Below are 25,714 nucleotides of genomic sequence, written 5' to 3' on the forward strand. Positions count from 1 at the left end.
AAAAAAACACCCCAAAATTATTCCGGCCATTTTTAACCGGCAATAACTACTTTTAAGGCACCTTTTTGCTGTTATAACGCACAAAATTGAGCATTTGCCAAAAATGAGCCAAATTATCCGTCTGGGAGAACCAGCTGCCGTCTTCAATAAAGATGGGCAACTACTGGAAATCAATGATGCCTTCAAAAATACCTGTCGCTCCTACCTGGGCTTCGATATTAAAACAGGCGATAACATCAGCAAAATAGGTGTCTGCGGACCCGAAGAAAACCGCCTCCTCCTCCTTTGCTGCCAACGCGCCCTCGCAGGAGAAAGATGCAGCATCACCAAAACACTCACACTGCCAGGCCTCCCCGCCGCTCAGTATGAAGTCTCCTTCAGCCCTTGCTCCTCCGAAAATGGCCACGCCGATACCGCTTACTTCATCTGGCACAACATGACCCCTCAAAACGATCGTACCTGCCTCCCGCAGGAATATATGGCTCACCTCGGTCAAGCCGTAGATAGCTTCGCACTCGTCGTCGCTATCGACCAGCAGGGCCACATCCAACATGCCAACAGGCAGGCCGAAATATTCCTCCAACAACCGCCAGGAAGCCTCCGCTATCGCAACTTCTGCGAGGCCGCCGCCTGCCAGCCGGAAGAATGGTCCGCCTTCCTCGACCTCGTCCGGTCCGGCCTCAAAAGCCGCATCGACATCCGCTGCAATACCTCCCTCCACACCCCCCTCTGGCTCGACCTCCAGTCAAGCCCACTGACGTGCGGAGATCCGGGATACCTCCTCATAGGTTTCGATATCACCAGCCGCAAACAACAAGAACAAAAAGCCAGAGACGACGAACAGTTCTTCCGGCACGTAGTCGAAAACCTACCCATCGGATTACACGAATTCCAACAGGATGGCCTCACCGTCAACATGAACAGCCAACAACGCAACATCTGGGGCGCCGACCATCCCATATTCAAACAGCCAGACTATAACATACTCAACGATCCCTTCTACCAGCGCAATGGCCTCACACAACTCTTCCGGGAGGTAATCCAAAGAAAAACACCTATCAAACGTGAGATCATCATGAAATACCGGGAAAGGCATGCCGCCGGCACAACCCGCCTCCTCCCCGCATACTACGAAGCCACCATGTTCCCGTTGCCTTCACAACATGGTCACCTGTTCCTCATCCTCAACGAAATCACAGAAAAGAAACTGGCCGAAATAAGCCTCGAAAAAAGCGAACGCCTCCTCGATAATATCATCGAAAATATGCCCATCGGATACATCCAGTTCGATAACCTCGGATATATCCGCCGCATCAATCAAACACAACGCGAATTCTTCGATACCCCCGACAAAGTCAGCCGCCTGCACTACAATATCATGAGCGATACCTTCGCCCGAAACGCCGGCCTCCACGAACTGTTCCTGCAAGTACTCCGGGAAAACCAACCCCTCAGAGTAGAACGCCGCCTCGACTTCTCCCAGGCAGAACAATGGACCAACATCGGCCGCGAAGTATTCCTCGACCTAACCATATTCCCCGTCCAGGACCCCGTAGACAAAGACGAGATCGTAGTCGTACTGGTCAACGATATCTCCGATAAAAAACTACAGGAAGCCGAAAACATACAATACCAGGAATTCCTCCAGCAAACCGGCAGAGTAGGCAAAATAGGAGGGTGGGAAATGGATATCGCCTCCGGCCGCCTCCGATGGTCCGCCGAAACATACCGCATATACGGCATCCCACAGGGTACCACCGTCGAAATGAATGAACTCTACCGATACTACGCCCCAGATACACATCGGGAAATAGAACGCCTCATCCAGCTCTGCATCGACAAACAACAGCCCTTCGACGTACAATTCGATATCCTCACCGGCGATAACCAATCCAAAAGAATACGCACCATCGGTCAACCCCACCAGGATACCCTCAACCCCGGACGTATCTACGGCGTCGTACAGGATATCACCGAACAATACCAGATACGCGACGAACTCTCCCGCAACATAGAACTCATGCGCCTGTTCTTCGATACCATCGACATGGGATACGCCTCCATCGAAAAAGAAGGAACCCTCAACTTCCTCAACCAAAAAGCAGAACAGATCATCGGCAAAAAAGTACCGGTAGGCACTAACATCCTCACCGTAATGCCCGACCTGCACGATACCCCCTTCGAACTGAGATTGCTCGAATGCGCCGAACAACAACGCTCCCAGTCATTCGGTAGCTACTTCCGTCATACCGACAAATGGTACGACTTCCTGCTCGCTCCCATGCGCGATGGCGCCATCTCCCTTTTCATAAGAGATGTCACCGAAAGCCGCAACCTGCAGCGAGACCTCCGAAAAGCCAACGAACAACTGTCCAGCCTCAATAACTCCCTCGTCAACCAAAATAAACAACTGGAAGACTTCGCACATATCACCTCCCATAACCTGCGCGCTCCAATCGCCAACCTCAAAGCACTCATGCAGATGCACAACGAATCCGCCGTCAGCCACGAACGCGAACTCTACCTGGGAATGCTACACGAAGTGATCAAAAAAACAGACGAAACCCTCAACGACCTCGTGGAAGTCGTTCAGATCAGAAAAGATATGAACGTCGAAAGAGAACTGCTCTCTTTTGCCGATCGATTGCAGAAAGTGAAAGACATACTCCGCGCAGATATGGACACCAGCGGCATCCAACTCACCTACGACTTCAATGAAGCACATACCATCGAATACCCGCGCGTATACCTCGATAGCATCCTCCAAAACCTGATCACCAACGCCATCCGATACCGCGCCGCAGAACGAATCCCTACCCTCCACCTGCAAACACGACGGATAGGCAACGACATCGAACTGTCCGCCATAGACAATGGTATCGGTATCGACATGGAACGCTTCGGTAGCAAACTATTCGGCTTCCGCAAAACATTTCATAAAAATAAAGAAGCAAAGGGAATAGGCCTGTTTATCACAAAAACACAGGTAGAAGCAATGGGTGGAAGTATACGTGCAGAAAGTAAGCCTGGGGCCGGAACCAAATTTATTATTACTTTTAGACCCGAATCGTCCCCCTTATGAAACCAGTCCAATTGATTTTTATCGTAGATGATGATCCAATACACCAACAGATTGCACAGATCATGATCGAGCGTCAGGGGATAAGTGAAAGAATACGCACCTTCTCCGATGCAGAAGATGTACTTAACTGCCTGAAAGAGAACCGCGCACAGTCCACCGAACTACCGGATGTGATCCTGCTCGACCTCAATATGCCGGTAATGGACGGATGGGACTTCCTCGAAGAGTACGCCCTCTTTTATAAGGAATTACCCAAAGACATACGCATCTTCGTACTCACGTCCTCCATAGATGAAAAAGACCGCGAACGCGTAAACGCTTATGCTTTCGTCACCGGCTATCTCACCAAACCGTTGTCTAAAGAGATCGTACAGAAACTATCTGCCTGACAGGTCACCTCAACACGCCGGTAGCGATCCCCACTACCCGTAACACTAGTTAGCTGCCTGCTTCAGCTGAACGATCATCTGCGCCGGGTCAGCAGCCGAAAATACCGTACTACCCGCTACCAACACATCTGCACCCGCCCGGATAATGTCCGCCGCATTCTTCAGATTAATACCGCCGTCCACCTCTATCAACGCATGCGCACCATTATGCGAAATCAACTCCCGCACCTGCCGGATCTTATGCAACGCCTGTGGTATAAAAGACTGCCCGCCAAAACCGGGATTTACACTCATCACCAACACCAGGTCCACATCATTGATCACATGCTCCAGCATGTGCACCGGCGTATGTGGATTCAATGCCACACCGGCCTTCATCCCCAGCGACTTGATCTGCTGAATATTACGGTGCAGGTGCCGGCATGCCTCCAGGTGCACCGTCAGCACATCCGCACCAGCATCACGGAACGCCTCCGCATATCGCTCCGGCTCCTCTATCATCAGATGCACATCACATACCTTCTTCGTCGCCTGCCGTATCGCCGAGATCACCGGCATACCAAAACTGATGTTCGGCACAAAACGGCCGTCCATCACATCCAGGTGCAACCACGCCGCCTCACTCTCATTCACCATCGACACCGCCTGGCCTAACTCTAGAAAATTCGCCGCCAGCAACGAGGGCGCTATTATTATTGACTTGTCTTTCGTCATAGTTGTAAATCTAAGATAAATTTAATCGACTACTTACCCCCCTCCAGCGCCGCTAACGCCTGGCTCGCCTCCGGGTACTGCTTACGGAAAGATAATGCTTTGTTGTAATCCGCAATAGCCGCCTCCTTATTACCCGTCCGCTCATAACAAAGCCCCCGGTAATAATAACAGGCCGCATCCGTAGGGGCCGTCTTGGCGCCCAGGTTAAAGTAATACAACGCCTCCTTCCACTGCTGCTGATCCTTGTAAAGTTTCCCCAGCGACATATACACAGGAGCATAAGCAGGATCAGCCGCAATACATTGCTTGTACGCCGCCACCGCCTGTGCCTTCTTCCCCGCACCGTCATAATACCTCCCGATAGCATGCAATGGCTCCGCATTCGTCGAATCCAGCCGGAACGCCAGCGTATAGTAAGCCACCGCATCCGGTGATCCCTTCGCTTGCAACAGGTCACCCAGCTCCATCACCGCCTCATACTCACTGTGCGTACCCGCTGCCGCCACCGCACTGCGTAAATGGGCTATCGCCGCTACCGTATCCTTCAGATCCTCCGCCATACGGGCCTTCAGGTAAAATGCCTGGTCCCGTGTAGCCGCCTGCCGCGATAACAAGGTAGCAAGACTGTCAGCAGCCGTATACTGCTTGGCTTCCGTCAACGCCATCGCCAGCTTATACTGCAGATACGAATAGTCCGGCTGTAATAACAACGCCTGCCGGAAGAAACGCGCCGCACCGGAATAATCCTCCGAAAGCAACGCCGCCTCACCAGCGCCGGCCCAATAATCTACCTGCTTACTGTCCAGCGAGGCCGCCTTCTCAAAATCCCGCTGCGCCAGCGTAGGATTCGTATTGAATAATAATAAGGCCCTCCGGAAATACAAATCCGCCTTATCCGGGAATTGCCCAATGGAATCCGTCAGCGGCGCTACCATCGCATTGTGATAGGCCGTATCCGCCGCCACCACAACCGCCGCCGGCTGACGACCACCCGATCCGCAACTCCATATCGCAAACAGCGCTCCTGTTAAATATAAATATCTCATGTAACCGATTCGATTGTTAAAAAACGGCTGGTCACCTCCTGGTGCCAGCCGCCGTAAAACTATCATCAAAAATCGTAATTGTAAAATACCGTCGCAACAGCTATTGTAATAACCACTCCCGCAACGCCTCATAAGTGGCCGGAAGCGCCGTAGCCTGCTTCTCCTGCGCATAAAGCGCCTGGATGCGGGCAGGGGTCTCAATATGCGCTTGTAAAGAAGAGGGGGCCGTATCAGCAAACTTCACCGGGTGAGCCGTCTCCAGGAAAATACCAGTACCCGCATACCCCGTCTCCCGCAGGTAACGCTGCAATCCCAGGTAACCTACCGCACCGTGAGGGTCCAGCATATAACCGTATCGCTGCCACACCGCCTCCATCGTAGCTACCGTCTGCTCATCTGTAAAAGCATACGACGAAAAATGCGCCGCCAACTGTGATCGGTCATTACCAAACAACTGCAGGATACGCACGAAATTACTGGGGTCAGATACATCCATCGCATTCGATAAGGTCGGAAATGCCGTCCCCGGCGTATAATGCCCGCTGTCCATAAAACGGGGCACCGTATCGTTGATGTTCGTGCTGGCCACAAAATGCGCCACCGGTAATCCCAATGCAGCCGCCATCAGCCCCGCACAGATATTACCGAAATTACCGCTGGGCACCGAAAACACCGGTGGCCGCTCCTGCGCCCCCAACTGCCGCAACGCCAGGAAATAATAGAACATCTGCGGCAACCACCGCGCTACATTGATAGAATTGGCCGATGTCAACGGCCGCTGCTCCTGCAAAGCCGCATCCAGAAAGGCCGTCTTCACCAGCTGCTGACAGTCGTCAAAAGTACCCGACACCGCCAGCGCCGAAATATTACCTCCCAACGTCGTCAGCTGCTTCTCCTGTAAGGTACTCACCTTCCCCGAAGGATACAGGATCACCACCTCCACACCGGGCACCCCGTAAAAACCACTGGCTACCGCACCGCCGGTATCCCCCGACGTAGCCACCAGCACCGTCACCGGCTTCGCATCGCCGCCCCGGAAATAACCGAGACAACCGGCCATAAATCGCGCCCCCACATCCTTAAATGCCAGCGTAGGCCCGTGGAATAACTCCAGCGAATAAACGCGCTCACCCACCGCCCGCAAAGGAAAAGGAAAACTGACCGTATCCCGGATAATACCGCGCAACGCCGCCTCCGGGATCGCATCCCCCACAAAGGGCTGTATCACCTGGTACGCAAGCTCCCGCTCATCATAACGCTCCGGGTAGGCCGCCACCAATGGGTCCAGCCGGGGAATAACAGTAGGGAAATAAAGCCCCTTGTCTGGCGCCAGCCCGCGTATCACCGCCTCCCGGAAAGATACCTCGTGCTGCCGCTGATGTAAACTATAATATTGCATGTGCTGTCTTGTCTGAATAAATAATGTAGATCGGATAGGAGAGGGGCACTAGTCCGCCAACACCCTCACCCCCGTAGTGTTAATAGGAGATACATAGATCTTGTAATCAACTCCCAGTGGCGCATATACGCTGTCCATCGTTGCCGCTACCTGACGGGCCGTCGCCTCGCCCTGGCTCAACATGAACACCGATGGACCAGACCCGCTGATACCTCCGCCCAACGCCCCGGTCTCCTTACACTTCAGCTTCAACTCCTGGAAAGCAGGTATCAGGATAGAGCGCACCGGCTCCACGATCACATCCTCCAGCGAACGCGCGATCAGCTCATAATCTTCCTGGTAAAGACCTGCCACCAACGCACCCACATTCCCCCACTGACGGATAGCATCCGTCATCAACACTTTCTGCTTCAATATCTCCCGCGCATCCGCCGTCTTTACTTCTATCTGCGGATGTATCACCGTCACCCACAACGCCGGTGGCGTATGCAGCGAGGTAATATCCAGTGGCTTATAACTGCGTACCAGCGTAAACCCTCCCATGATGGCTGGTGCCACATTGTCCGCATGCGCCGCCCCGCTGGCCAGCCGCTCACCTTCCATCGCAAACCGTACCAGCTGCCGCGGCGTAAACGGCCGCCCCAGCAACTCATTCACACCTGCTACCGCCCCGGCAGCGCTGGCAGCACTCGAGCCAATACCACTACCAGGATGTATGTGCTTAAAGATCTCAATAGCAACACCTACATCCGGTTGCCCATACTTCTGCAATAACGCCTGCGCAGACACCCCAGCCACATTACGGCTCGCCTCCAACGGCAACAACGCCCCGTGTATAGCACTGATCTGCACACCTGGCGTATCCGTGCGGCGAATAATCATCTCATCCCCGGGCGCTTCTAACGCCAATCCTATTACGTCAAAGCCACAGGCTACGTTCGCAACAGTAGCGGGGGCAAATACTTTTATCTGTTCCATAGCAATGATAGCTGCATTTATACTTGATGGGTAATTATCGGGCCGTACGGATAATGTCCGCAAAGATCCCGGAAGCAGTTACGTCCGCACCGGCGCCCGCACCTTTTACGATCAACGGCTGCTGCGCATACCGGTTCGTCGTATACAACACAATGTTATCCTTACCTTCCAACTGGTAGAACGGATGCTCCGGCGATACCGCCTGCAACCCCACCGATGCCCGCCCGTCTGCAAGGCTGGCCACAAACTTCAGCCGCTTACCTTCCGCCTCCGCTGCCCGCCGCAACTGACCAAAATGATCCGCATGCACATCCAGCTGCTCGTAAAATGCCGCCACCGATGGCGCCTCCAGGCAGGCCGCCGGCAAAAATGAGTGATTCGTAATATCAGCCAGCTCCATCTCCACACCACTCTCCCGGGCCAGGATCAATATCTTCCGCATCACATCCACCCCACTGAGGTCTATCCGCGGATCAGGCTCCGTATACCCCTCATCCTGCGCCGCTTGCACCACCTGCCGGAAATCAGCATCCCCCACAAAATGATTGAATACAAAATTTAGACTACCAGACAACACCGCTTCTATACGATGCACCTTGTCTCCACTCCGTACCAGGTCATTCAGTGTATTGATAACCGGTAACCCCGCCCCCACATTCGTCTCAAAAAGGAATGCCGCATCATAACGCCGCGCCAGATCCTTTAACTGCCGGTAATAACGGTAGTCCGAAGAACAGGCTATCTTGTTACACGTCACCACCGATATCCCGTGCTGCAGGAAATCCGCATACACCGCCGCTACTTCCGAACTGGCCGTATTATCGATAAATACACTGTTGCGTAAGTTCAACGCCTTGATCTGCTTCACAAAGGCCGGCATATCCATATCAACACCCTCATCCAGCTGCTGCCGCCACTCCTGCAACGAAAGCGTCTCCTGCCCGAATGCCATCTTACGGCTGTTAGCCAACCCCGCCACCCGCAAATGCAACCCCAACTCCTGCTTCAGGTAAGTCTCCTGCTGCTGCAACTGCTCGAGCAACTTACCGCCTACATTACCCACCCCAGCTATGAACAGGTTCACCTGCTTCACCGGGGTCTCGAAAAATGCCTCATGTATCACATTCAACGCCTTCTTGACGTCCGCTTTATTAATAACCGTAGAAATGTTCTTCTCCGTAGAACCTTGCGCAATAGCCCGTACATTCACCCCGTTACGCCCCAGCGCCGCAAACAGCTTGCCGCTGGTACCGTGATGGTTCTTCATCTTATCACCTACCACCGCCACAATAGCCAGGTCCCGCTCCACAATCAGCGGCTCTATCTGCTTCTCCTGTATCTCCTGCGCAAACTCACTGTCCACCGCACTCTTCGCCTTCAACATATCCGCCTCATGGATACCCACCGTAATAGAATGCTCCGACGAACTCTGCGTGATCAATATCACATTGATACGCTCATACAACAGCGACTCGAAAAGTCGCTTCGAAAAACCAGGAATACCCACCATCCCACTGCCTTCCAATGTCAGCAACGCAATCTGCTGTATACCGGAAATACCAGTCACCGGATGATCACGGTCCTCACTGTATTGTATCAACGTACCCGCATCCGCTGGCGCAAATGTATTTTTGATCCAGATAGGGATCTGCTTTTGCATCACCGGCTGTATAGTAGGAGGGTAGATCACCTTCGCCCCAAAATGCGATAACTCCATCGCCTCCTCATAACTGATATGCGCAATAGGGATCGCCTGCGATACCAACCGCGGATCAGCCGTCATCATCCCGCTCACATCCGTCCAGATATCCAGCTGCTGCGCCGGCAACGCCGCCGCCAAAATCGCCGCCGTATAATCAGAACCGCCACGACCCAACGTCGTCGTATCCCCGTCAGCGGTAGCCGCCACAAAACCCGGTAACACCACATAACCGGCCGCCTCCTGCGCAAAGTATTGACCAATCTGGTGATTCGTCGCCAGGAAATTAACGTGCGCACTACCGTAATGCGCATCCGTCACAATCAGCTCCCGGCTGTCCTTCCACACCGCCTGCACCCCCAATTGCTTCAGCTTCTCCGCCACCAGGTAAGAAGAGATCAACTCCCCGAAACTCATAATCTTATCCAACGTCCGCACACTCAACTCTCCCACCTGGAAAATACCGTCACATAAATTCTCCAACGCATTCAACCGCTTCTTCAACTGGCTGATCAACCCACTCTGCGCCGTAATAGGAAACAACGCCCGGATCGTCTCCAGATGTGTATACTCAATCTCCTGTAATAAGCGCTTATATAATTCCTGACCCTGACCAGCCTGCTGACCACAACGGATCAGCTTATCTGTAATACCGCTCATCGCAGATATCACAATGGCAAAACGATCGCCGCTGGATTGCTGCCGTATGATCTGGCACGTCTGTTCTATAGCACTGGCGCTACCCACGGAGGTGCCGCCGAATTTTAATACTTGCATGAAAAAATAAATTTAATCGGATAATGTGCAGGTTCCCCTGCCGGTTGTTACCACCCTGAGTGGTCGCTGGACGATATGTGATCACTAACCCCGCACTGGGGTCGTAATAATGGTGGACGTAGTAATAGTGCTCACATAGCCATCGGAGAGATAACAGATAGCAGAGAACTGATATGTAAATGAATGTTGCACTATTATGACTTTCGTATTACAAATGTGGACATTAAATTTCACAATTGCAACACAACGCCAAAAGTTTAGAAAATATTCAAAATCACCACCATTTACTGTACAGTACTGATTTTGATAGCAGTATACCCCTCATTTTGGACTTGTTTTTAATGACATTTGTATGACAATATGAAGGCGCAGCAGCCACTGCTTGTAATATTCCTATAGCATTCCTGTATCATTCCTGTATCATTCGTATATCATTTGTATATCCAACCCATATCCAAACTTATACAATAGGTATACAACGACTATACCGCACCTATACAATGACTATAGGATCACTATAGGATGCCTATACAACGCTTATACAACGCTTATACGAGACTCTTCTAAGTGATTGATAGTTAAATGATTATAGGAATATTCCCCCGCTGCGGCCATCCCAACCCCGCCCACATTTGTCAGATGCAACAGGAAATTGTACATTTGGAACAGCCTGTTGAATCATGCCTTATTTCCGCAATTTTACATATCACATCGATAAGCGCAGATGGAAGTACTACTTCCTGCTGGCCACGCTGGCTATGAATGGGGCATCCCCCGCCAGATAATCCGTTACGCCCTTTCTTTTTCTTTCATCACCATTACAATCCACTATTTATGCCTCATTATCATAAACTGGGTCAGATCCCCCATAAACGGCATACGCAATTCCGCAAGCCCGATGGTAGCCTTTATTCAGAACAATTGTTCTCTACAGAAGGCTTCTCCTCTCACTACTCCTTGTTGTACCACTGCCACCCACCTACCGAGATCATCCGTGTCGATGAACCTTACAGCGTAGCACCCAAAGTGGCAGAAGAGAAAATGCTCAAACATCGCAGCTTCCAGGGATTCTCCATACAACCGCAGGACGATTTCCTGCAAAGCCGCAAACCCGTGCTCGTCAACAGCGATTGCCATATCGTACTGGCCGCACCGCGCATAAGCATGCAGGACTATTTCTATAAAAATGCCGACGCCGACGAAATGATCTTCGTACACGAAGGCAGCGGCACCCTGCACACACAATACGGACAGCTGACCTTCGGATATGGCGATTACCTCGTCATCCCAAGAGGTACCATCTACCAGATATCTTTCGATACCGCAGACAACCGCCTCTTTATCGTAGAATCATTCAGCCCCATACGCTATCCTAAACGTTATCTCAGCCATTATGGCCAGCTGCTCGAACACGCTCCCTTCTGCGAACGCGATATCCGCCAGCCCCAACAGCTCGAAACCATCGATCAGGCCGGCGACTTCCTCATCAATATCAAAAAGAAAGGCGTCATGTACCCCATCCACTACGCACATCACCCGTTTGATGTTATCGGATGGGATGGCTGCGAATACCCGTTCGCATTCTCCATACACGACTTCGAACCCATCACCGGCCGCGTTCACCAGCCGCCTCCCGTACACCAGACCTTCGAAGGCAATAACTTCGTCGTATGTTCCTTCTGCCCACGCTTATTCGACTATCACCCGCTGGCAATACCCGCTCCATACAATCATAGCAATATCGACAGCGATGAAGTACTGTACTACGTAGATGGCGACTTCATGAGCCGCAAACATGTCACCCGCGGCATGATCACCCTCCACCCCGGTGGTATCCCCCATGGACCACATCCCGGAGCCGTAGAAAAAAGCATCGGCGCAAAAGAAACAAAAGAACTGGCCGTCATGGTAGATACCTTCCACCCGCTGCAAATCACAGAAGACGCACTGGGCATAGAAGATAAAGCATACGTAATGAGCTGGTCTGAATAATTTATTTTACTTTTGATGCCCGTAATAAGTAGCATGTACCCATGACACTTATTGCGGGCATTTCTATTTTCTTCACATAGCAAATTTGTAAGCATGGAATTCAGACAACTGGGTGAAAGCGACGTAAAATTATCCGCCATTACCTTCGGCGCATGGGCCATCGGTGGATGGATGTGGGGCGGCGCAGAACGCAAAGACGCAATAGCTGCCATCAAAGCCTCCATCGATCATGGTATTACCTCCATCGATACAGCCCCCGTATACGGACAAGGAACCAGTGAAGATATCGTAGGAGCAGCCATCAAAGGCATCGCTCGCGATAAAGTACAACTGGCCACCAAATTCGGCATGCGCTGGGACCTCGCAAAAGGTCAGTTCGGCTTCAAAAGCCAGGACAACAACGGCAACGATATCGATATCTATAAATATGCAGGCAAAGAAAGCATCATCAAAGAATGCGAAGACAGCCTCAGCAGAATGGGCACCGACTATATCGATCTCTACCAGATCCACTGGCCCGATAATACCACCCCCATAGAAGAATCCTTCGAAGCCGTACTCCGCCTGCAGGAACAGGGAAAGATCCGCGCAGCAGGAGTATCCAACTACAGCGTAGAACAAATGCAGGCGGCTGAAAAAGTGATCTCCCTCGCCTCCAATCAGATCCCATTCAGCATGGTAGAACGCTCCTACGAAGACAACGTAATACCTTACAGCATCCAACATAAAAAAGGAATACTGGCATATAGCCCCCTCCAAAGAGGTATCCTCACCGGCAAGATCAAACGCGATCACAAATTCAGTAATGGCGACACCCGCGCCGACTCAAAATTCTATACACCGGAAAATATCGATCGCATCAACGCATTCCTCGCTGCCATCAAACCAATGGCCGAAAGCAAAAATGCAACACTGGCACAACTCGTGATCCGATGGACCATCGAACACCCAGGCATCACCGTAGCACTCGTAGGCGCCCGCAACGAAGAACAAGCCCTCCAGAATGCCAAAGCCTTCGAAGTGAAACTGAGCGCAGAAGAGATCGACTTTATCAACAAACATCTCGCACAACTGCAACTGGTATAAAACACCTTTATATAGCTATATAAAACACGGCAAAAGCATTACACTGCTTTTGCCGTACTATTTTTACCCCCATAATCAATTAAGTGTTAATTAGACAACTATGAACACTGTATTAAGAATCCCTTAAAATTCCATTAAAGCACCACAACAACCCCATAGCATAATAATTTCAACATTATCTTTGACGCGAATTAAGGCACAACATCATACGGCCCCTGCTCCCGTATCTTGCCAACCTTATTATAAGTAGCTGAAAAACCAATCCTCGTGCATCATACCAATAGCATTCAATTCCGTCTATCGTTCACATACCTACAATCTGCCTGATGGCCCTCCATCAGGTAACCGCAGGCAATGGTCCTTGCCATTGCCTGTAACTTTCAAAACATAAGATATGAACTACAAACTACTCCTCACCATACTGATAGTACCCACTGCGTTATTTGCCCAGGTAACTAAAAAACAACCCGCCCCCGGCAACAAATCACGTACACTACTGACCGCAGGTATAGCGGGTGGATTGATCGGCGGATTGTATGATGGCCTGTATCCCGTCAGCATACTGAAAGCCAACGGCGACTTCGGCCTGGGTGCCCCAGATAAAATTGATGGAGAACTCGTCATGTTCAAAGGAAAAGTATACCAAACACAAGCCTCCGGACAAACATTCGAAGTCACCAACGACCCACTCATACCATTCGCTATGGTCAACTACTTCCATGCCGACCACTCCGTTAAGATACCAGCCGGCATGAACAAACCAGCATTCTTTCATTGCCTCGATAGCCTGCTCACCAATCCCAACGGATTGTACGCAATCCATATCAAAGGCCGCTTCGCTAAAATGCGCACCCGCGCCTTCCCGCCAAGCGAACCTCCCTATCCCGCCCTGTCTGCCATACTCGACAAACAACACTTTTTCGAATATACCGCCACCTCCGGCGATCTCATAGGATACCGGCTACCAGCATTTATGGATAATACCAATATATCCGGATATCACTTTCACTACCTGTCCGATTCCAAAAAACAAGGCGGACATATGGTAGATCTCTATACCGATGACATTACTGTCGAAATATCCGAACTCGATAGCTACACCGTATTGGTACCCACCAAAAACGCCGCCTTCGATCATTTCGATTTCAAAAAAGATAGGGGAGAAGACATCAAAAGCGTAGAAAGAGGAGCCAAAAAATAACACCATATTCATATCCTACATAAACCACAACATCTAACCTACCCGTGTAACGCTGCCGCTCCAGCTGGTACTGCATATACAGCTACCGGCCGGAAATAATATGCTCCTTTAATACCCGTACCAATAAAAAACAACTACAACTGCCAACACAACCAACCTAAACACATATACCATGAAAACCGTGAAATTTAGCTTATGCGCCTTACTCATTTTGGGTGGCATAGCTCGGACAACAGCGCAGACTGTCGTCCCCGTCGGCGCAGGTAGCTACGCCGCTTACCCGCCCGCCGGCCTATCCTCAGAAGATGGCCCCGGCTCCGTCGAACGATTCGCCTTCGAACGCCCCATCTATGTCGCCAAAGACAACAAAAAGGCCATCCCCACCAACGACTGGTGGACCGACCTGGTCGTTAGTGGCAACAAAACCGGTAAACTGTGGATCGCTCCGCTTGTCGTCGAACCAAAAGAAAATGGACTCAACGTATTCTTTCCGAACAACTACGAAGTAGATGCCAAAAGAGCTGGCATGATCCTCGGACCCCAGTTGCAGATCAGCGCCAATGGATACCAACCGGATAAAGCATTTGCAAAAGATTGGTCAGATTGGGGCCTGATCATGTCCCAGCAAGATAGCGCACATAATACCAGTATCGATGTTACCATGGCACAAGGACAACCTTTCGTCTGGTATCAGACCCATGGCATCAATCCCGAATTCTCGATGGATGGAGAGGCACCCGCCTATCTCCACCAAGATGGCAGTACCGTCGAATTTCCCACCACAGCCCCCTTCATCATCAAAACCCGTGACAGGTACCTCGGATTACACTTCGACAATAAAACTACCGCAGAGATACAGGGACAACAATACGTAGTCATCGACCTGGGACACTCACAACCTATTACCAGGGTCACAATCAACTGGGAAAACGCCTTCGCTTCCGGATATTACCTGCAGACATCCGACGATAGCATCCACTGGCAAACAGTATTCTCCGAGATCAAAGGCGATGGAAACCTGGACGACATATCACTAAGCAAAGCAGCGGGCAAATATATCCGCCTCCAGCTTACCAATAAAGCTACTATCTTCGGTTATTCCATATGGGAAATGAGCGTCTATAACAAAGAACAACTGATCTCCCTGCGCCAACCCGTTACCGTCTCCTCCATACAAGGCTACTATATCGGTACCAACGTGAACGATGGCAACATTAACTCCCGTTGGGGCTCCGATCCGGCAATAACCACCCGCCTCGTCCTCAACAACCATAACCAGGATGCCTTTTTTGTACTGTCAGCACTACCCGCTTTAACCGATCTGCCGACTTTCGATCAGTACGCCTGCAATAGACCCACCGATACAAAATTGAGCTACCGGTACGATGCCGCCGCAGGTAAAGTATACTCCTACTGGAACATTACCACACAAAACCTCCGGGGAGGAACAAATGGTCCGGTTATGCAGGGATTCCTGCCACACTTATACGCCAACGCTGAGCATAACATACAATTTGCCGGATATAACTACCGGAATATCCGTGGTATCATCAAAACAGCCATCGGCAACTCATTCGCCTTCACCTACAATTTTGATGGCATATTACCTACCTACTCCGCACCGTTCAGAGACACCTCAGATGCCCATCCCTACGATCCTTCCCTCATGTTCTCCTTACTTAGTAAATATTCCAGGGTAAAAGGATATGGTGCAGATACCTACTGGGGTGGAAAAGACCTCGTCAACCTGGCTAAAAATACCTTGATAGCAAAAGAACTGCATCATCAATCCTATCAGACACTAAAAGAAAAAACAAAAGCCGCACTCGTCGACTGGCTCACTTATACACCGGGTGAACCTTATCATTATTTCGTCCGCTATGACCGATGGGGCGCAATAGTCGGCTTCAACGAAAGCTACTGGTCCTACGCATTTACCGACAACCATTTCCACTACGGATACCTCATACTGGCTAGCGCCCTGTATGGCATGACCGATCCCGATTTCCTGCAGCAATATGGAGAAATGATCAAACAGGTCGCAAAACAATATGCCAACTGGGATCGCGCGGATAATCGCTTCCCCTTCCTGCGCACCTTCAGTCCCTGGGCCGGACATAGCTACGCCGGCGGCATCAGCTCCCCTAATGGCAACAACCAGGAGTCATCCTCCGAATCTATGCAGTCATGGATCGGCCTGTTCATCCTCGGCGATCTCCTCAATGATCAGGAAATCAAAGATGCCGCCGCCTTCGGATATTCCAGCGAATCATATGCCTGCCTCGAATATTGGTTCGATTGGAAAAAAAGAAACCTGCCCGCAGGACTTAACTACAACATGATCGGCATGCTCTTCGATCAGGCCGCCATACATGCCAAATACTTCGGTGGCCCGGATGCATACGTACATGGTATCCAATACCTGCCCGTAAATCCCGGATTCAAATACCTCACCAGAGATACCGCCTGGGCAAAACGCGAATACGCCGATATGCTCCGCGAAACCATCGCCGAAGATGGCCTCAAAGAAGAAGCTGACCTGGGCGTCGACTGGGCTGGCGTCATGCTGGGATTCCGGCAACTGTTCGACCCGGCATATACCGCCGCTTATATAGACAAAAACAGACAACTGGCTGAATCCAGCGATAAATACATACTCAAAGATGTAACCGCCAGCATGACCTATTTCTACACGCATGCAGACCAAAACCTCGGCCGCTTCTCTACTAACTTCCGTACCGACTTCCCCTTGAGCAGCGTATTCGAAAAAAATGGAACGTTCAGCCATGCAGTCGCTTACAACAGCACCAAAAGCACCCGCAACTGCAACATCTACAACAGCGCCGGCGCTCTCATCGCATCATTCCCCGTACCTGCCGCTACATTGGTAACTTATCCCTCACTGCCCGCCTATGGCAATGCACCCACCGGTTGCTACGACCTGCTCCCCGCCAGCGCTGTCGCCTCCTCCGGAAACGCAGATGCCGCTATAGATGGCGATCCAGGCTCCCGATGGGAAAGCAAATTCGAAGATCCTCAACAACTCACCGTAGACCTGGGAACCTCCGCTCATGTCAGCGAAGTAACCCTCTCCTGGGAAGCTGCCAACGCGAAAAACTACTACCTCCTCGCTTCCAAAGACAGCCTCCACTGGGACACTCTGGCCGTGAAAACGAATATGCCGCTGGGAAACCGGATAGATACTATTACCAACCTCGACTACACCGGCCGCTACCTCAAAATGCTGGGCACCGCCAGGAACACCCCTTGGGGATACTCCATCTTTGAATGCAAAATATGCGGCACCGTTACAACACCTGCTGAACCGGAAGTAATACTGCCCGCCTTAATACAGGCAGAAGACTACACCAGAATGAATGGTGTACAAACAGAATCTTGTGCAGATGGCGGAGGAGGAGAGAACATCGGATACATCGATACCGGCGACTGGATGGAATACAAAATATACACACCGGCAACGGACGACTACCAGCTGAAATTACGTATCGCTAGCCCCGATAGCACAGGTAAAGTTACCGTACTGCTCGATGGACAGAAAAAATATACCTTCAACGTCCCTAATACAGGCGCCTGGCAATCCTGGAAAACACTGATAGCATCCATCTCATTGCCCGCCGGTGATCACATCATCAGATTGCTGGCAGAAAATGGACAGTACAACGTGAACTGGCTCGATCTCAGGATACCCTTCAAAGGATTTTCCACACATATCGAAGCAGAAGACTATACCGCCATGTCAGGCATACAAACAGAACAGACATACGACTTGGAAGGTAATCTCAACGTTGGCTGGATAGACAACGGCGACTGGATGGACTATCAGGTCAACTTACCGCATGCAGGCGAATACATCGTGAAATACCGCGTGTCCGCTGCCTACAACCAGGGCGGACAACTCCTGCTCCTGTCCGGCAACCAGGCATTAGACACCGTCAATATCCCGGATACAAAAGGCTGGCAGAACTGGACTACCGTCAATGGCAAACTAAACATAGATACCGCAGGTACCTACACCTTCCGCTTAAAGGCAACTACCTCCGGATTCAATATCAACTGGTGGGAAATACAGGAAAAAGAAACATGGGCGAAAAATCGCTCCGCTTTCATGACCTGGGGAAAACCCCCGGTTGTCGCATCCGGAAAATCAGCCCTTAAGATATATCCAAATCCCGCTTCAACTTTGGTACACCTGCTATCAGATAAACAGACCTGGTACTACGTACTGAATGTACAGGGCCGGATAGTAAAACAAGGAAAGCTCGTAACAGGAGATAACGTGATAGAGATCAATGGATTGTTGCCTGGTATCTACTTCATAAAAGTAACAGACCGGTCTTATAAGCTGATGATAGAATAATCACTCGGCTATAAGTACCGGTCCGCTGGATGTATCTTGTAATACTGCTACTTCAGATGCTGGGCAAAAAATCCCATCATGGCTTTGTAAAAAGTAATGGAATTATCCTCATGATGAAAGCCATGCCCTTCATTATAACGCACCATATAAGGTACATCCAGCCCTTTCGCCCGCAACTGCCGTACCATCTGGTCCGACTCCTGAATATTCACCCGGGGATCATTCGCGCCTTGCACAATGAATAAAGGTTTGGTGATCTTATCAATGTTCAGCGCAGGAGATACTGCCTTCATAATCTCCTGGTCCGCCGCCGACTCCGCATCATACCACTGCTCATACACTTGTTTCAGAAATGGTTTCCAGTAAGGAGGGAAGGCCTTAAAGAACGTGAATAGGTTAGAGACGCCCACATAGTCCACTCCGCAGGCATACAGGTCCGGTGTCTTCACCAGGCTGCCCAGCGTCGCCAGGCCACCATAACTACCACCGTGGATACCGATCTTTCCGGGTTGTGCCCATCCCTTCTTGATAGCATACTGCACCCCGTCCTCCAAATCGTTCAGCATATTACGGCCAATCTGTTTACTTCCCGCCAGAAAGAACTGTTTACCATATCCGCCGGAACCGCGATAGTTCACTTGCAACACCGCATATCCACGGCTGGCAAACAACTGCGCCGCAAAATCAAATCCCCAGCTATCCCTTACACCGTAAGGCCCACCATGTGGATACACGATCATCGGCAACGGTTGCCCCTTAGGCGCATTCGCCGGCAACGTAATATAACCGTGCACCGTCAGCCCATCCCTCGCAGTAAAAGAAAACGGCCTCGACGCACTCATCTCCGGCTCTTTCAGGTTAGGCATCAGGTCCAACATCTTCTCCAGCTTGCCGGAAGCTACATCGTAAGTATAATAAGCACCGTACAACCGGTCGCTGCTCACAAACAACAGGTATTTATCTTCCTTTAACGTAGCAGCCGATATGCTCACACTCCTGTCGCCGATCTCCTTTTTGAACCGCGCATACAACCGCTTAAAATAAGCACTCACCGGTACCAGCTCCGCCTTATCCCCATCATAACTATAGTAGTCGATCTCGTAGTTACGGGCACGGGAGGTACCTATACCGCCCGCATCAAACACCGGGTGCCCGAACAATGTCTTGATCACCTTACGCACAGAAAGATCGTACAACTGTATCACCGACTTGTCCGTCTCCAGGTTGGAAAGCACATATGCCCGGTGTCCCTTCGGATCAGTATAATCAAAGTCCAAGATGCTGAAGTCGTTACGCCAGTCCGTACGCGCTACCTCGCGGAAATCCGTCTCCCCGGGTGCACGATACATCTGCACATTGGTCGTACCATTTAACTGCCGGCTATAACCGCGTACAAAACCGTCCTTGTCGATATCATAACCCATAATCGGGTTCTCCTTGTCCTTATTCTCCATCAGCTTCTCCAACTGCCCGTTGACAATATTCAGCTTGAATGGCTCAAAAATCTCAGGATCCTCCTTGTTCATCGTCACCACCACATGATCCGGGTCCGATACAATACGATAAATACCCTCTACCTTGATGTTTTTAAATGGGGTCAGTGATTGCTGATGACTGCCGTCTACATCAGCGACAAACAACTCATAGTTCTCATCCCCGCCCTTATCCTGCAGGTACAGCAACCGGTTGTTATATCCCCATACATAGGTAGATACCAGTTGCTCCCCTTCCGTAATAGCCCGCGTCACCTCACCGGTCGCCAGCTCCTTCACATATACATGCCGCTTCGCATTAGCATCCTTCTCCCGGTAAGACAAATACTTACCGTCCGGAGATAAACTAAAACCACTCTGTTTAGGCTTGGCAAAAAAATCCGATACCTGGTACCGGAAACTACCTTTGTCATAATGCCCCATTTGCTCAAATACCGCCTCAGGGGAGGGGAGGGTAGTGTCTCCGGGTTTCGGCTGCGCCTGCACCCCTAAAGATGCGCCAGCCGTCACCAATGTGCTGATAATAATTTGCATCGCGCTGCTCATAATTCTGAAAATAATACGGTAATGTGTAAAATTAACTGGACTTGATAGTAATACAGGTTAACCGAAGTTAGAAATTAGTTATTCAACGTTAATATTTAAAAATTGTTAGCCCGATCTTGATTAGTACAAATTTCAGATTTGGAATTTCATAGTTTTAATTGTAGCTTGCGAGTATGCACGACCTGCATTCATATTATCCTCACACAGACCAACGTCACAAGAAATACTACTTCTTGATGGCAACGCTCGCTATGGATTCGTTAACGGCTTAAGGCCGGCACCTGCTACCTCAACGGTGGCTTTTCTTTTTCCATTATTTCACTCTTTTTCCGGCAGCCTGGCCTGCGCTAGATCGTTTCCCTGCACACTGCGGTGATACCATCATAAGCACCTTCACACAGCACACACACTCACTCACTTTATTGCATAATCGTTTAAAGGTATTCTGATCATACACCAATTCAGATCATACACCAACACAATCTCACCTTAATTTCAATTTGTTATGGATTTGGCAACAGCACCTGCGGCAACTGAGACCCGCGATTTTCTTCCCCTCAACGGTACTGACTATGTAGAGTTCTATGTAGGGAATGCCAAACAGGCGGCGCATTATTACAAAACGGCTTTTGGCTTTCAGTCAGTAGCCTATGCCGGCCCTGAAACCGGCGTGAAAGATCGCGCCTCCTATGTTTTGGTACAAAACAAACTCCGCTTCGTCCTCACCACCCCACTGCAACCAGGTAACGAGATCTCCACGCACATCGAAAAACATGGCGATGGCGTAAAAGTACTCGCCCTCTGGGTAGACGACGCTCGCGCAGCCTACGAAGAAACCATCAAAAGAGGCGGCCGGTCCTACCTCGAACCCGTAGTCGAAAAAGACGAATTCGGCGAAGTAGTACGCAGCGGTATCTACACCTACGGCGAAACCGTACACCTCTTCATCGAACGCAAAAACTACAATGGCCCCTTCCTGCCCGGCTACAAAGAATGGAAAACCACCTACAACCCCGCCGATGCAGGCCTCCTGCACGTAGACCACTGCGTAGGCAACGTAGGCTGGAACGAAATGAACACCTGGGTAGACTACTACGCCAACGTAATGGGATTCCGCAACCTCATCTCCTTCGATGATAGCGACATCTCCACAGAATACTCCGCCCTCATGAGTAAAGTAATGAGCAACGGCAACGGTAGAGTAAAATTCCCCATCAACGAACCGGCGGAAGGCAAAAAGAAATCCCAGATCGAAGAATACCTCGACTTCTACGGAGGTCCCGGTGTACAACACGTCGCCATCGCCACCAACGATATCATCCGCACCGTCTCCGATCTGCAAAACAGAGGCGTGGAATTCCTCAAAGTACCTGCCTCCTATTACGAAGAACTGCTCGATAGGGTAGGCCAGATAGATGAAGATATAGCCCCCCTGCGCGAACTCGGCATCCTCGTAGACCGCGACGACGAAGGATACCTCCTCCAGATCTTCACCAAACCCGTACAAGATCGCCCCACCGTATTCTTTGAGATCATCCAGCGCAAAGGCGCCCAATCCTTCGGAAAAGGCAACTTTAAAGCACTGTTTGAATCCATCGAACGCGAACAGGCACTACGTGGCAACCTTTGATAAAAACACTATCCAAAGGCCCCCATACATTTCTTTTTTTTCACTGTAAGGTTACAACAACAACAGCTGCCCTCGCCGTCATAAGCAGGGCAGCTTTCTGTAATACCACAACCCCCGCGTTTTGATTTCCCCTTTTTTGATTTTAGCTTTGAGGATACGTTTTAATTATGAAGACACAAACATTATTCGGGATCCTCTTCCTATTGGGTGGCATCTTTCAAGCCATCACCGCCATACTCATCTATCAGGGCCACAGGCATTATATCCTGCGTTTTGCTAACAGGAAAGTCGGTATGATAATATATAGTATTTTTGCATTATTACTATTTTTCCTGGCGTATGTAAACCTGGTGTAAAACAAGCCAGTCACATACGTTAGAGCATGTTTTATGCGTTAATGCAGAGAAAGAGAAATAAAGCCCAGCTGGTGAAATACCACGCAAATAGCCACCGCAACGCTATTATTTAAGTATAAAATATTGTTAAAGTTGATGATGAAGCAGATTATACTGGCATTAGGAATTCTACTGAGCGGTACCGCTGCACTGGCACAACAATCCTTCCTGGATAACCAGAAACTATTCCCTAAAGTAGGGAGCGCCTACCGGGAAAAAGAAGAACGCCTCAAACAGGAGTTCGCCAAAAAAGGCATCCCCTATCCGGCAAAATTTATGTACATCCGCTCCTTCAAACTCGATAGCGAACTGGAGATTTGGGTGAAAAATAACGTAGCCGATACCTTCCGCCTCCTCAAAAGCTACCGCGTATGTACCCTCTCCGGCAAAATGGGTCCCAAACGCAAAGAAGGCGACCGCCAGGTACCGGAAGGCTTCTACTACGTCAACGACTTTAATCCTAACAGCAGCTACCACCTCTCCCTCGGCATCAACTATCCCAACTATTCCGATCGCATCCTGAGCGATCAGAAACGCCCCGGCGGAGAGATCTATATCCATGGCAACTGCCTCACCATAGGCTGTATACCGCTGACAGACGAATTCATAGAAGAAGTATACATACTGGCCGTCAACGCCAAAAATGCCGGACAAGACTTTATACCCGTGCACGTATTCCCCGTGAAATTCGGTAACATACGCTCCATGGACTACCTCGGCAGCGTATCCCTCTCCGACAACGCCGCCCAACAGTTCTGGCTCGAACTCAAAACCGCCTACGACTACTTCGAAAAACACCACCGCCTGCCGGTAGTACTCGTCGATAGCCAGGGTAAATACACCACCAGCGGTATGAAGCTCTTGGCAGGTGCCCGCATAGGCAGCTCCCTGCGCCCCGATCCCGTAAAGCCACAGGGCGGAAGTGGCATGTAAAACAATACAATAGAGGCGATTTAAAATATGGGAAACGATCCGTCATAACGATGGATCGTTTTTTTTTATTAGTTTTATGTAAGCGCTCCGGCGCCGCCTAATCCATATTTTATGAAGAGCCTCTCATTTGTACTGTACTTCCTGAGCCACCATCCCGTATGGTCGTTCCTCATACTCCTGTTTCTCGGCATCCTGCTCACCAGCCTCATTCGCAAATGGATATTCCTGCTGCTCGGCTTCCTGGGCGCATTGGCCAATATATTCCTCGCCCACTACCTTAACGCCTGGTTCCTCAACGCCTATGGCATCAAAGGAGAAGCTGTCATCACCCGCACCGTAGATACTAACTCCACCCTCAACGATGCCCCCGTGTACGACTACGACGTACTGCTCAAAACCGCCGATGGCAAAGATGTCATCACCGGATTCTCTACCATGTCCGCCGCCATATACCCCCTCCGAAACGAAATACTGATACCGCCACAAGGCCAGTTCTTCGTAGTAAAATATATCCCCGGATATGAAAAGAATATCGTCGTACTAAGCGACGATTCCCCCTATGGCAAACAACGACTGTCTGCTTTAGGACAAGAAAACGTAGAAAAAGCCCGCATACAATACAACGCTAGCCCCACCAATAAAGACTTCCGCCAGCAATACCTGGCAGCTCTGAAAGAATATCTCGACGAGCCGCAACACCGGTACGATACCTTCACCGTAAACCGGTACCGGCAAATATTGGGCGCACTCGAAGCAGGCAAAGATCCGGAACAATCACTAACCACCACCACCGTAATCAACGACCTGAGTAACTTCAACACCCTCACCCAGGCACAGCAGGACCTACAGGCTAATCCCACAGATCCGGCCGCCCGCCAACAACTGATACAGGCCATCAAAGGCTTCCTGTCCAGTCAAATGGCCGGACAAGACAGCGCTACCATCAAAGGATATCAACAAATGCTCAAAGCCCTGGAATCGTCCACTACCATCATGAAAGGGGGAGGCAACCCCGGCCAGCTCACCATAAAAAAGGTCGAAACCATCCTCAACGGAGATACTACCCACGGACGAACCGTTATCATCGGCCAGTAGGGTTGACCCTCCTGAGCCATTATTAACTGTCAGTTACACAGCCTTTAACCACCTGAAAGGCCCCCTCCGGTCACCACTTCCTACGGACCTGCCTCCAGCGGGTTTTCCGTCCGACACTTCCATTTTGAAATCTCAATTATTTTTTGAAACTTGTCAAAGGTCAAATCAATTTACTATTATGAACAGAAGAGAAGCCATCAGGAACGTGGCCCTTTTGCTAGGCAGTGCGATGACTGCTTCCACGTTAGCAGCCCTCAACGGCTGTAAATCTTCCGGTCCGAAAAACTATGAGCTGTCCACACCGGAGACAAAATCATTACTGGCGGAAATCGCCGAAACCATCATCCCCGAAACAAACACACCAGGCGCTAAAGCAGCTAAAGTAGATGAGTTTATCGTGAGAATGGTCAGCGACTGCTATAAGCCGGAAGATCAGCAACAGTTCCTGGAAGGCCTGAAGAAAATTGACGCTGCAAGTGAAAAACAGTTCAGCAAAAAATTTGTCGACCTCACACCAGAACAACGTACCACCCTACTCACCGATATCGACAAAGAAAGAGTGGCTTACAATAAACGCGAAAACAAGAAAAAAGAAGATCCTCCTCACTATTTCCAGGCCGTAAAAGAACTCACCCTGCTGGGCTACTTTACCTCCGAACCAGGCGCCACCAAAGCTTTACGCTATGTAGCCGTTCCTGGTAAATTCGAAGGATGCGTACCTTATAAAAAGGGCGATAAAGCCTGGGCTGTCTAGTTACACCCACAGCAACAGCATAGTGTTAAATGTAATCGTAATTCCGTCCGATCCACTCCCCCGTGCGGGAAGACTTAGCTGCCAGTTACAGCAAAACGGTTCATTCCACGTTTTTTCTTCACGTCTT

The 25,714-nt window shown here is 50.3% G+C and carries 17 protein-coding genes; 11 read left to right on the top strand and 6 right to left on the bottom strand.

Annotated features, from left to right (window positions below; genetic code table 11):
- The first annotated feature begins 103 nt into the window (after nt 1–103).
- Entirely contained in the window at nt 104–3,082 is a 2,979-nt protein-coding gene (locus tag KTO58_RS06135) for a PAS domain-containing sensor histidine kinase (protein WP_095840224.1), read from the top strand.
- Nucleotides 3,079–3,471 carry a response regulator gene (locus KTO58_RS06140; RefSeq protein WP_095840223.1) on the top strand — a complete coding sequence of 131 codons (393 nt, stop codon included), beginning with the start codon at nt 3,079–3,081 and terminating at the stop codon, nt 3,469–3,471. The genes KTO58_RS06135 and KTO58_RS06140 overlap by 4 nt, the downstream gene beginning before the upstream one ends.
- A gap of 45 nt (nt 3,472–3,516) precedes the next feature.
- Here KTO58_RS06140 and rpe read toward each other — a convergent pair whose 3' ends face one another.
- The 5 genes from rpe to thrA form a co-directional block, all read right to left on the bottom strand.
- Complete coding sequence (gene rpe, locus KTO58_RS06145; protein ID WP_095840222.1) at nt 3,517–4,185, bottom strand: ribulose-phosphate 3-epimerase; 669 nt, start codon at nt 4,183–4,185, stop codon at nt 3,517–3,519.
- 29 nt (nt 4,186–4,214) lie between these two features.
- A complete protein-coding gene (locus tag KTO58_RS06150; RefSeq protein WP_157753157.1) occupies nt 4,215–5,231 on the bottom strand; it encodes a tetratricopeptide repeat protein in 1,017 nt (338 codons plus the stop codon).
- Between the two features lie 100 nt (nt 5,232–5,331).
- Complete coding sequence (thrC, locus tag KTO58_RS06155) at nt 5,332–6,630, bottom strand: threonine synthase (protein ID WP_095840220.1); 1,299 nt, start codon at nt 6,628–6,630, stop codon at nt 5,332–5,334.
- A 48-nt stretch (nt 6,631–6,678) separates the two neighbouring features.
- Entirely contained in the window at nt 6,679–7,608 is a 930-nt protein-coding gene (locus KTO58_RS06160; protein WP_095840219.1) for a homoserine kinase, read from the bottom strand.
- Between the two features lie 34 nt (nt 7,609–7,642).
- Nucleotides 7,643–10,084: a bifunctional aspartate kinase/homoserine dehydrogenase I gene (gene thrA, locus KTO58_RS06165; RefSeq protein ID WP_095840218.1), complete on the bottom strand. Its 2,442-nt coding sequence runs from the start codon at nt 10,082–10,084 to the stop codon at nt 7,643–7,645.
- Between the two features lie 834 nt (nt 10,085–10,918).
- Here thrA and KTO58_RS06170 point away from each other — a divergent pair.
- The 4 genes from KTO58_RS06170 (at nt 10,919) to KTO58_RS06185 (ending at nt 18,741) form a co-directional block, all read left to right on the top strand.
- Complete coding sequence (locus KTO58_RS06170) at nt 10,919–12,076, top strand: homogentisate 1,2-dioxygenase (protein ID WP_095841689.1); 1,158 nt, start codon at nt 10,919–10,921, stop codon at nt 12,074–12,076.
- A 93-nt stretch (nt 12,077–12,169) separates the two neighbouring features.
- Nucleotides 12,170–13,162 carry an aldo/keto reductase gene (locus KTO58_RS06175; protein ID WP_095840217.1) on the top strand — a complete coding sequence of 331 codons (993 nt, stop codon included), beginning with the start codon at nt 12,170–12,172 and terminating at the stop codon, nt 13,160–13,162.
- Nucleotides 13,163–13,556: 394 nt separating this feature from the next.
- Nucleotides 13,557–14,363, top strand: a complete 807-nt coding sequence (locus tag KTO58_RS06180) for an acetolactate decarboxylase (RefSeq protein ID WP_095840216.1) — start codon at nt 13,557–13,559, stop codon at nt 14,361–14,363.
- 172 nt (nt 14,364–14,535) lie between these two features.
- Nucleotides 14,536–18,741 (top strand): carbohydrate-binding protein, encoded by a 4,206-nt coding sequence (locus KTO58_RS06185; protein WP_095840215.1) that lies wholly within the window; start codon nt 14,536–14,538, stop codon nt 18,739–18,741.
- 47 nt (nt 18,742–18,788) lie between these two features.
- Here the strand turns inward: KTO58_RS06185 and KTO58_RS06190 are convergent, their stop codons facing one another.
- The gene (locus KTO58_RS06190) at nt 18,789–20,768 is read right to left on the bottom strand and encodes a S9 family peptidase (protein ID WP_095841688.1); all 1,980 of its coding nucleotides are present in this window, start codon (nt 20,766–20,768) and stop codon (nt 18,789–18,791) included.
- A 517-nt stretch (nt 20,769–21,285) separates the two neighbouring features.
- Here KTO58_RS06190 and hppD point away from each other — a divergent pair.
- The 5 genes from hppD to KTO58_RS06215 all read left to right on the top strand — a co-directional run bounded on the left by hppD (nt 21,286) and on the right by KTO58_RS06215 (nt 25,587).
- Complete coding sequence (gene hppD, locus KTO58_RS06195) at nt 21,286–22,410, top strand: 4-hydroxyphenylpyruvate dioxygenase (protein ID WP_095840214.1); 1,125 nt, start codon at nt 21,286–21,288, stop codon at nt 22,408–22,410.
- A 167-nt stretch (nt 22,411–22,577) separates the two neighbouring features.
- A complete protein-coding gene (locus tag KTO58_RS06200; protein WP_095840213.1) occupies nt 22,578–22,766 on the top strand; it encodes a hypothetical protein in 189 nt (62 codons plus the stop codon).
- Between the two features lie 135 nt (nt 22,767–22,901).
- Nucleotides 22,902–23,738: a L,D-transpeptidase family protein gene (locus KTO58_RS06205; RefSeq protein ID WP_225860083.1), complete on the top strand. Its 837-nt coding sequence runs from the start codon at nt 22,902–22,904 to the stop codon at nt 23,736–23,738.
- Between the two features lie 111 nt (nt 23,739–23,849).
- Nucleotides 23,850–24,833: a hypothetical protein gene (locus KTO58_RS06210; protein ID WP_095840212.1), complete on the top strand. Its 984-nt coding sequence runs from the start codon at nt 23,850–23,852 to the stop codon at nt 24,831–24,833.
- 178 nt (nt 24,834–25,011) lie between these two features.
- The gene (locus tag KTO58_RS06215; RefSeq protein WP_095840211.1) at nt 25,012–25,587 is read left to right on the top strand and encodes a gluconate 2-dehydrogenase subunit 3 family protein; all 576 of its coding nucleotides are present in this window, start codon (nt 25,012–25,014) and stop codon (nt 25,585–25,587) included.
- Nucleotides 25,588–25,714 lie beyond the last annotated feature (127 nt).

This window comes from Chitinophaga pendula (genome assembly GCF_020386615.1).
Classification (GTDB): domain Bacteria; phylum Bacteroidota; class Bacteroidia; order Chitinophagales; family Chitinophagaceae; genus Chitinophaga; species Chitinophaga pendula.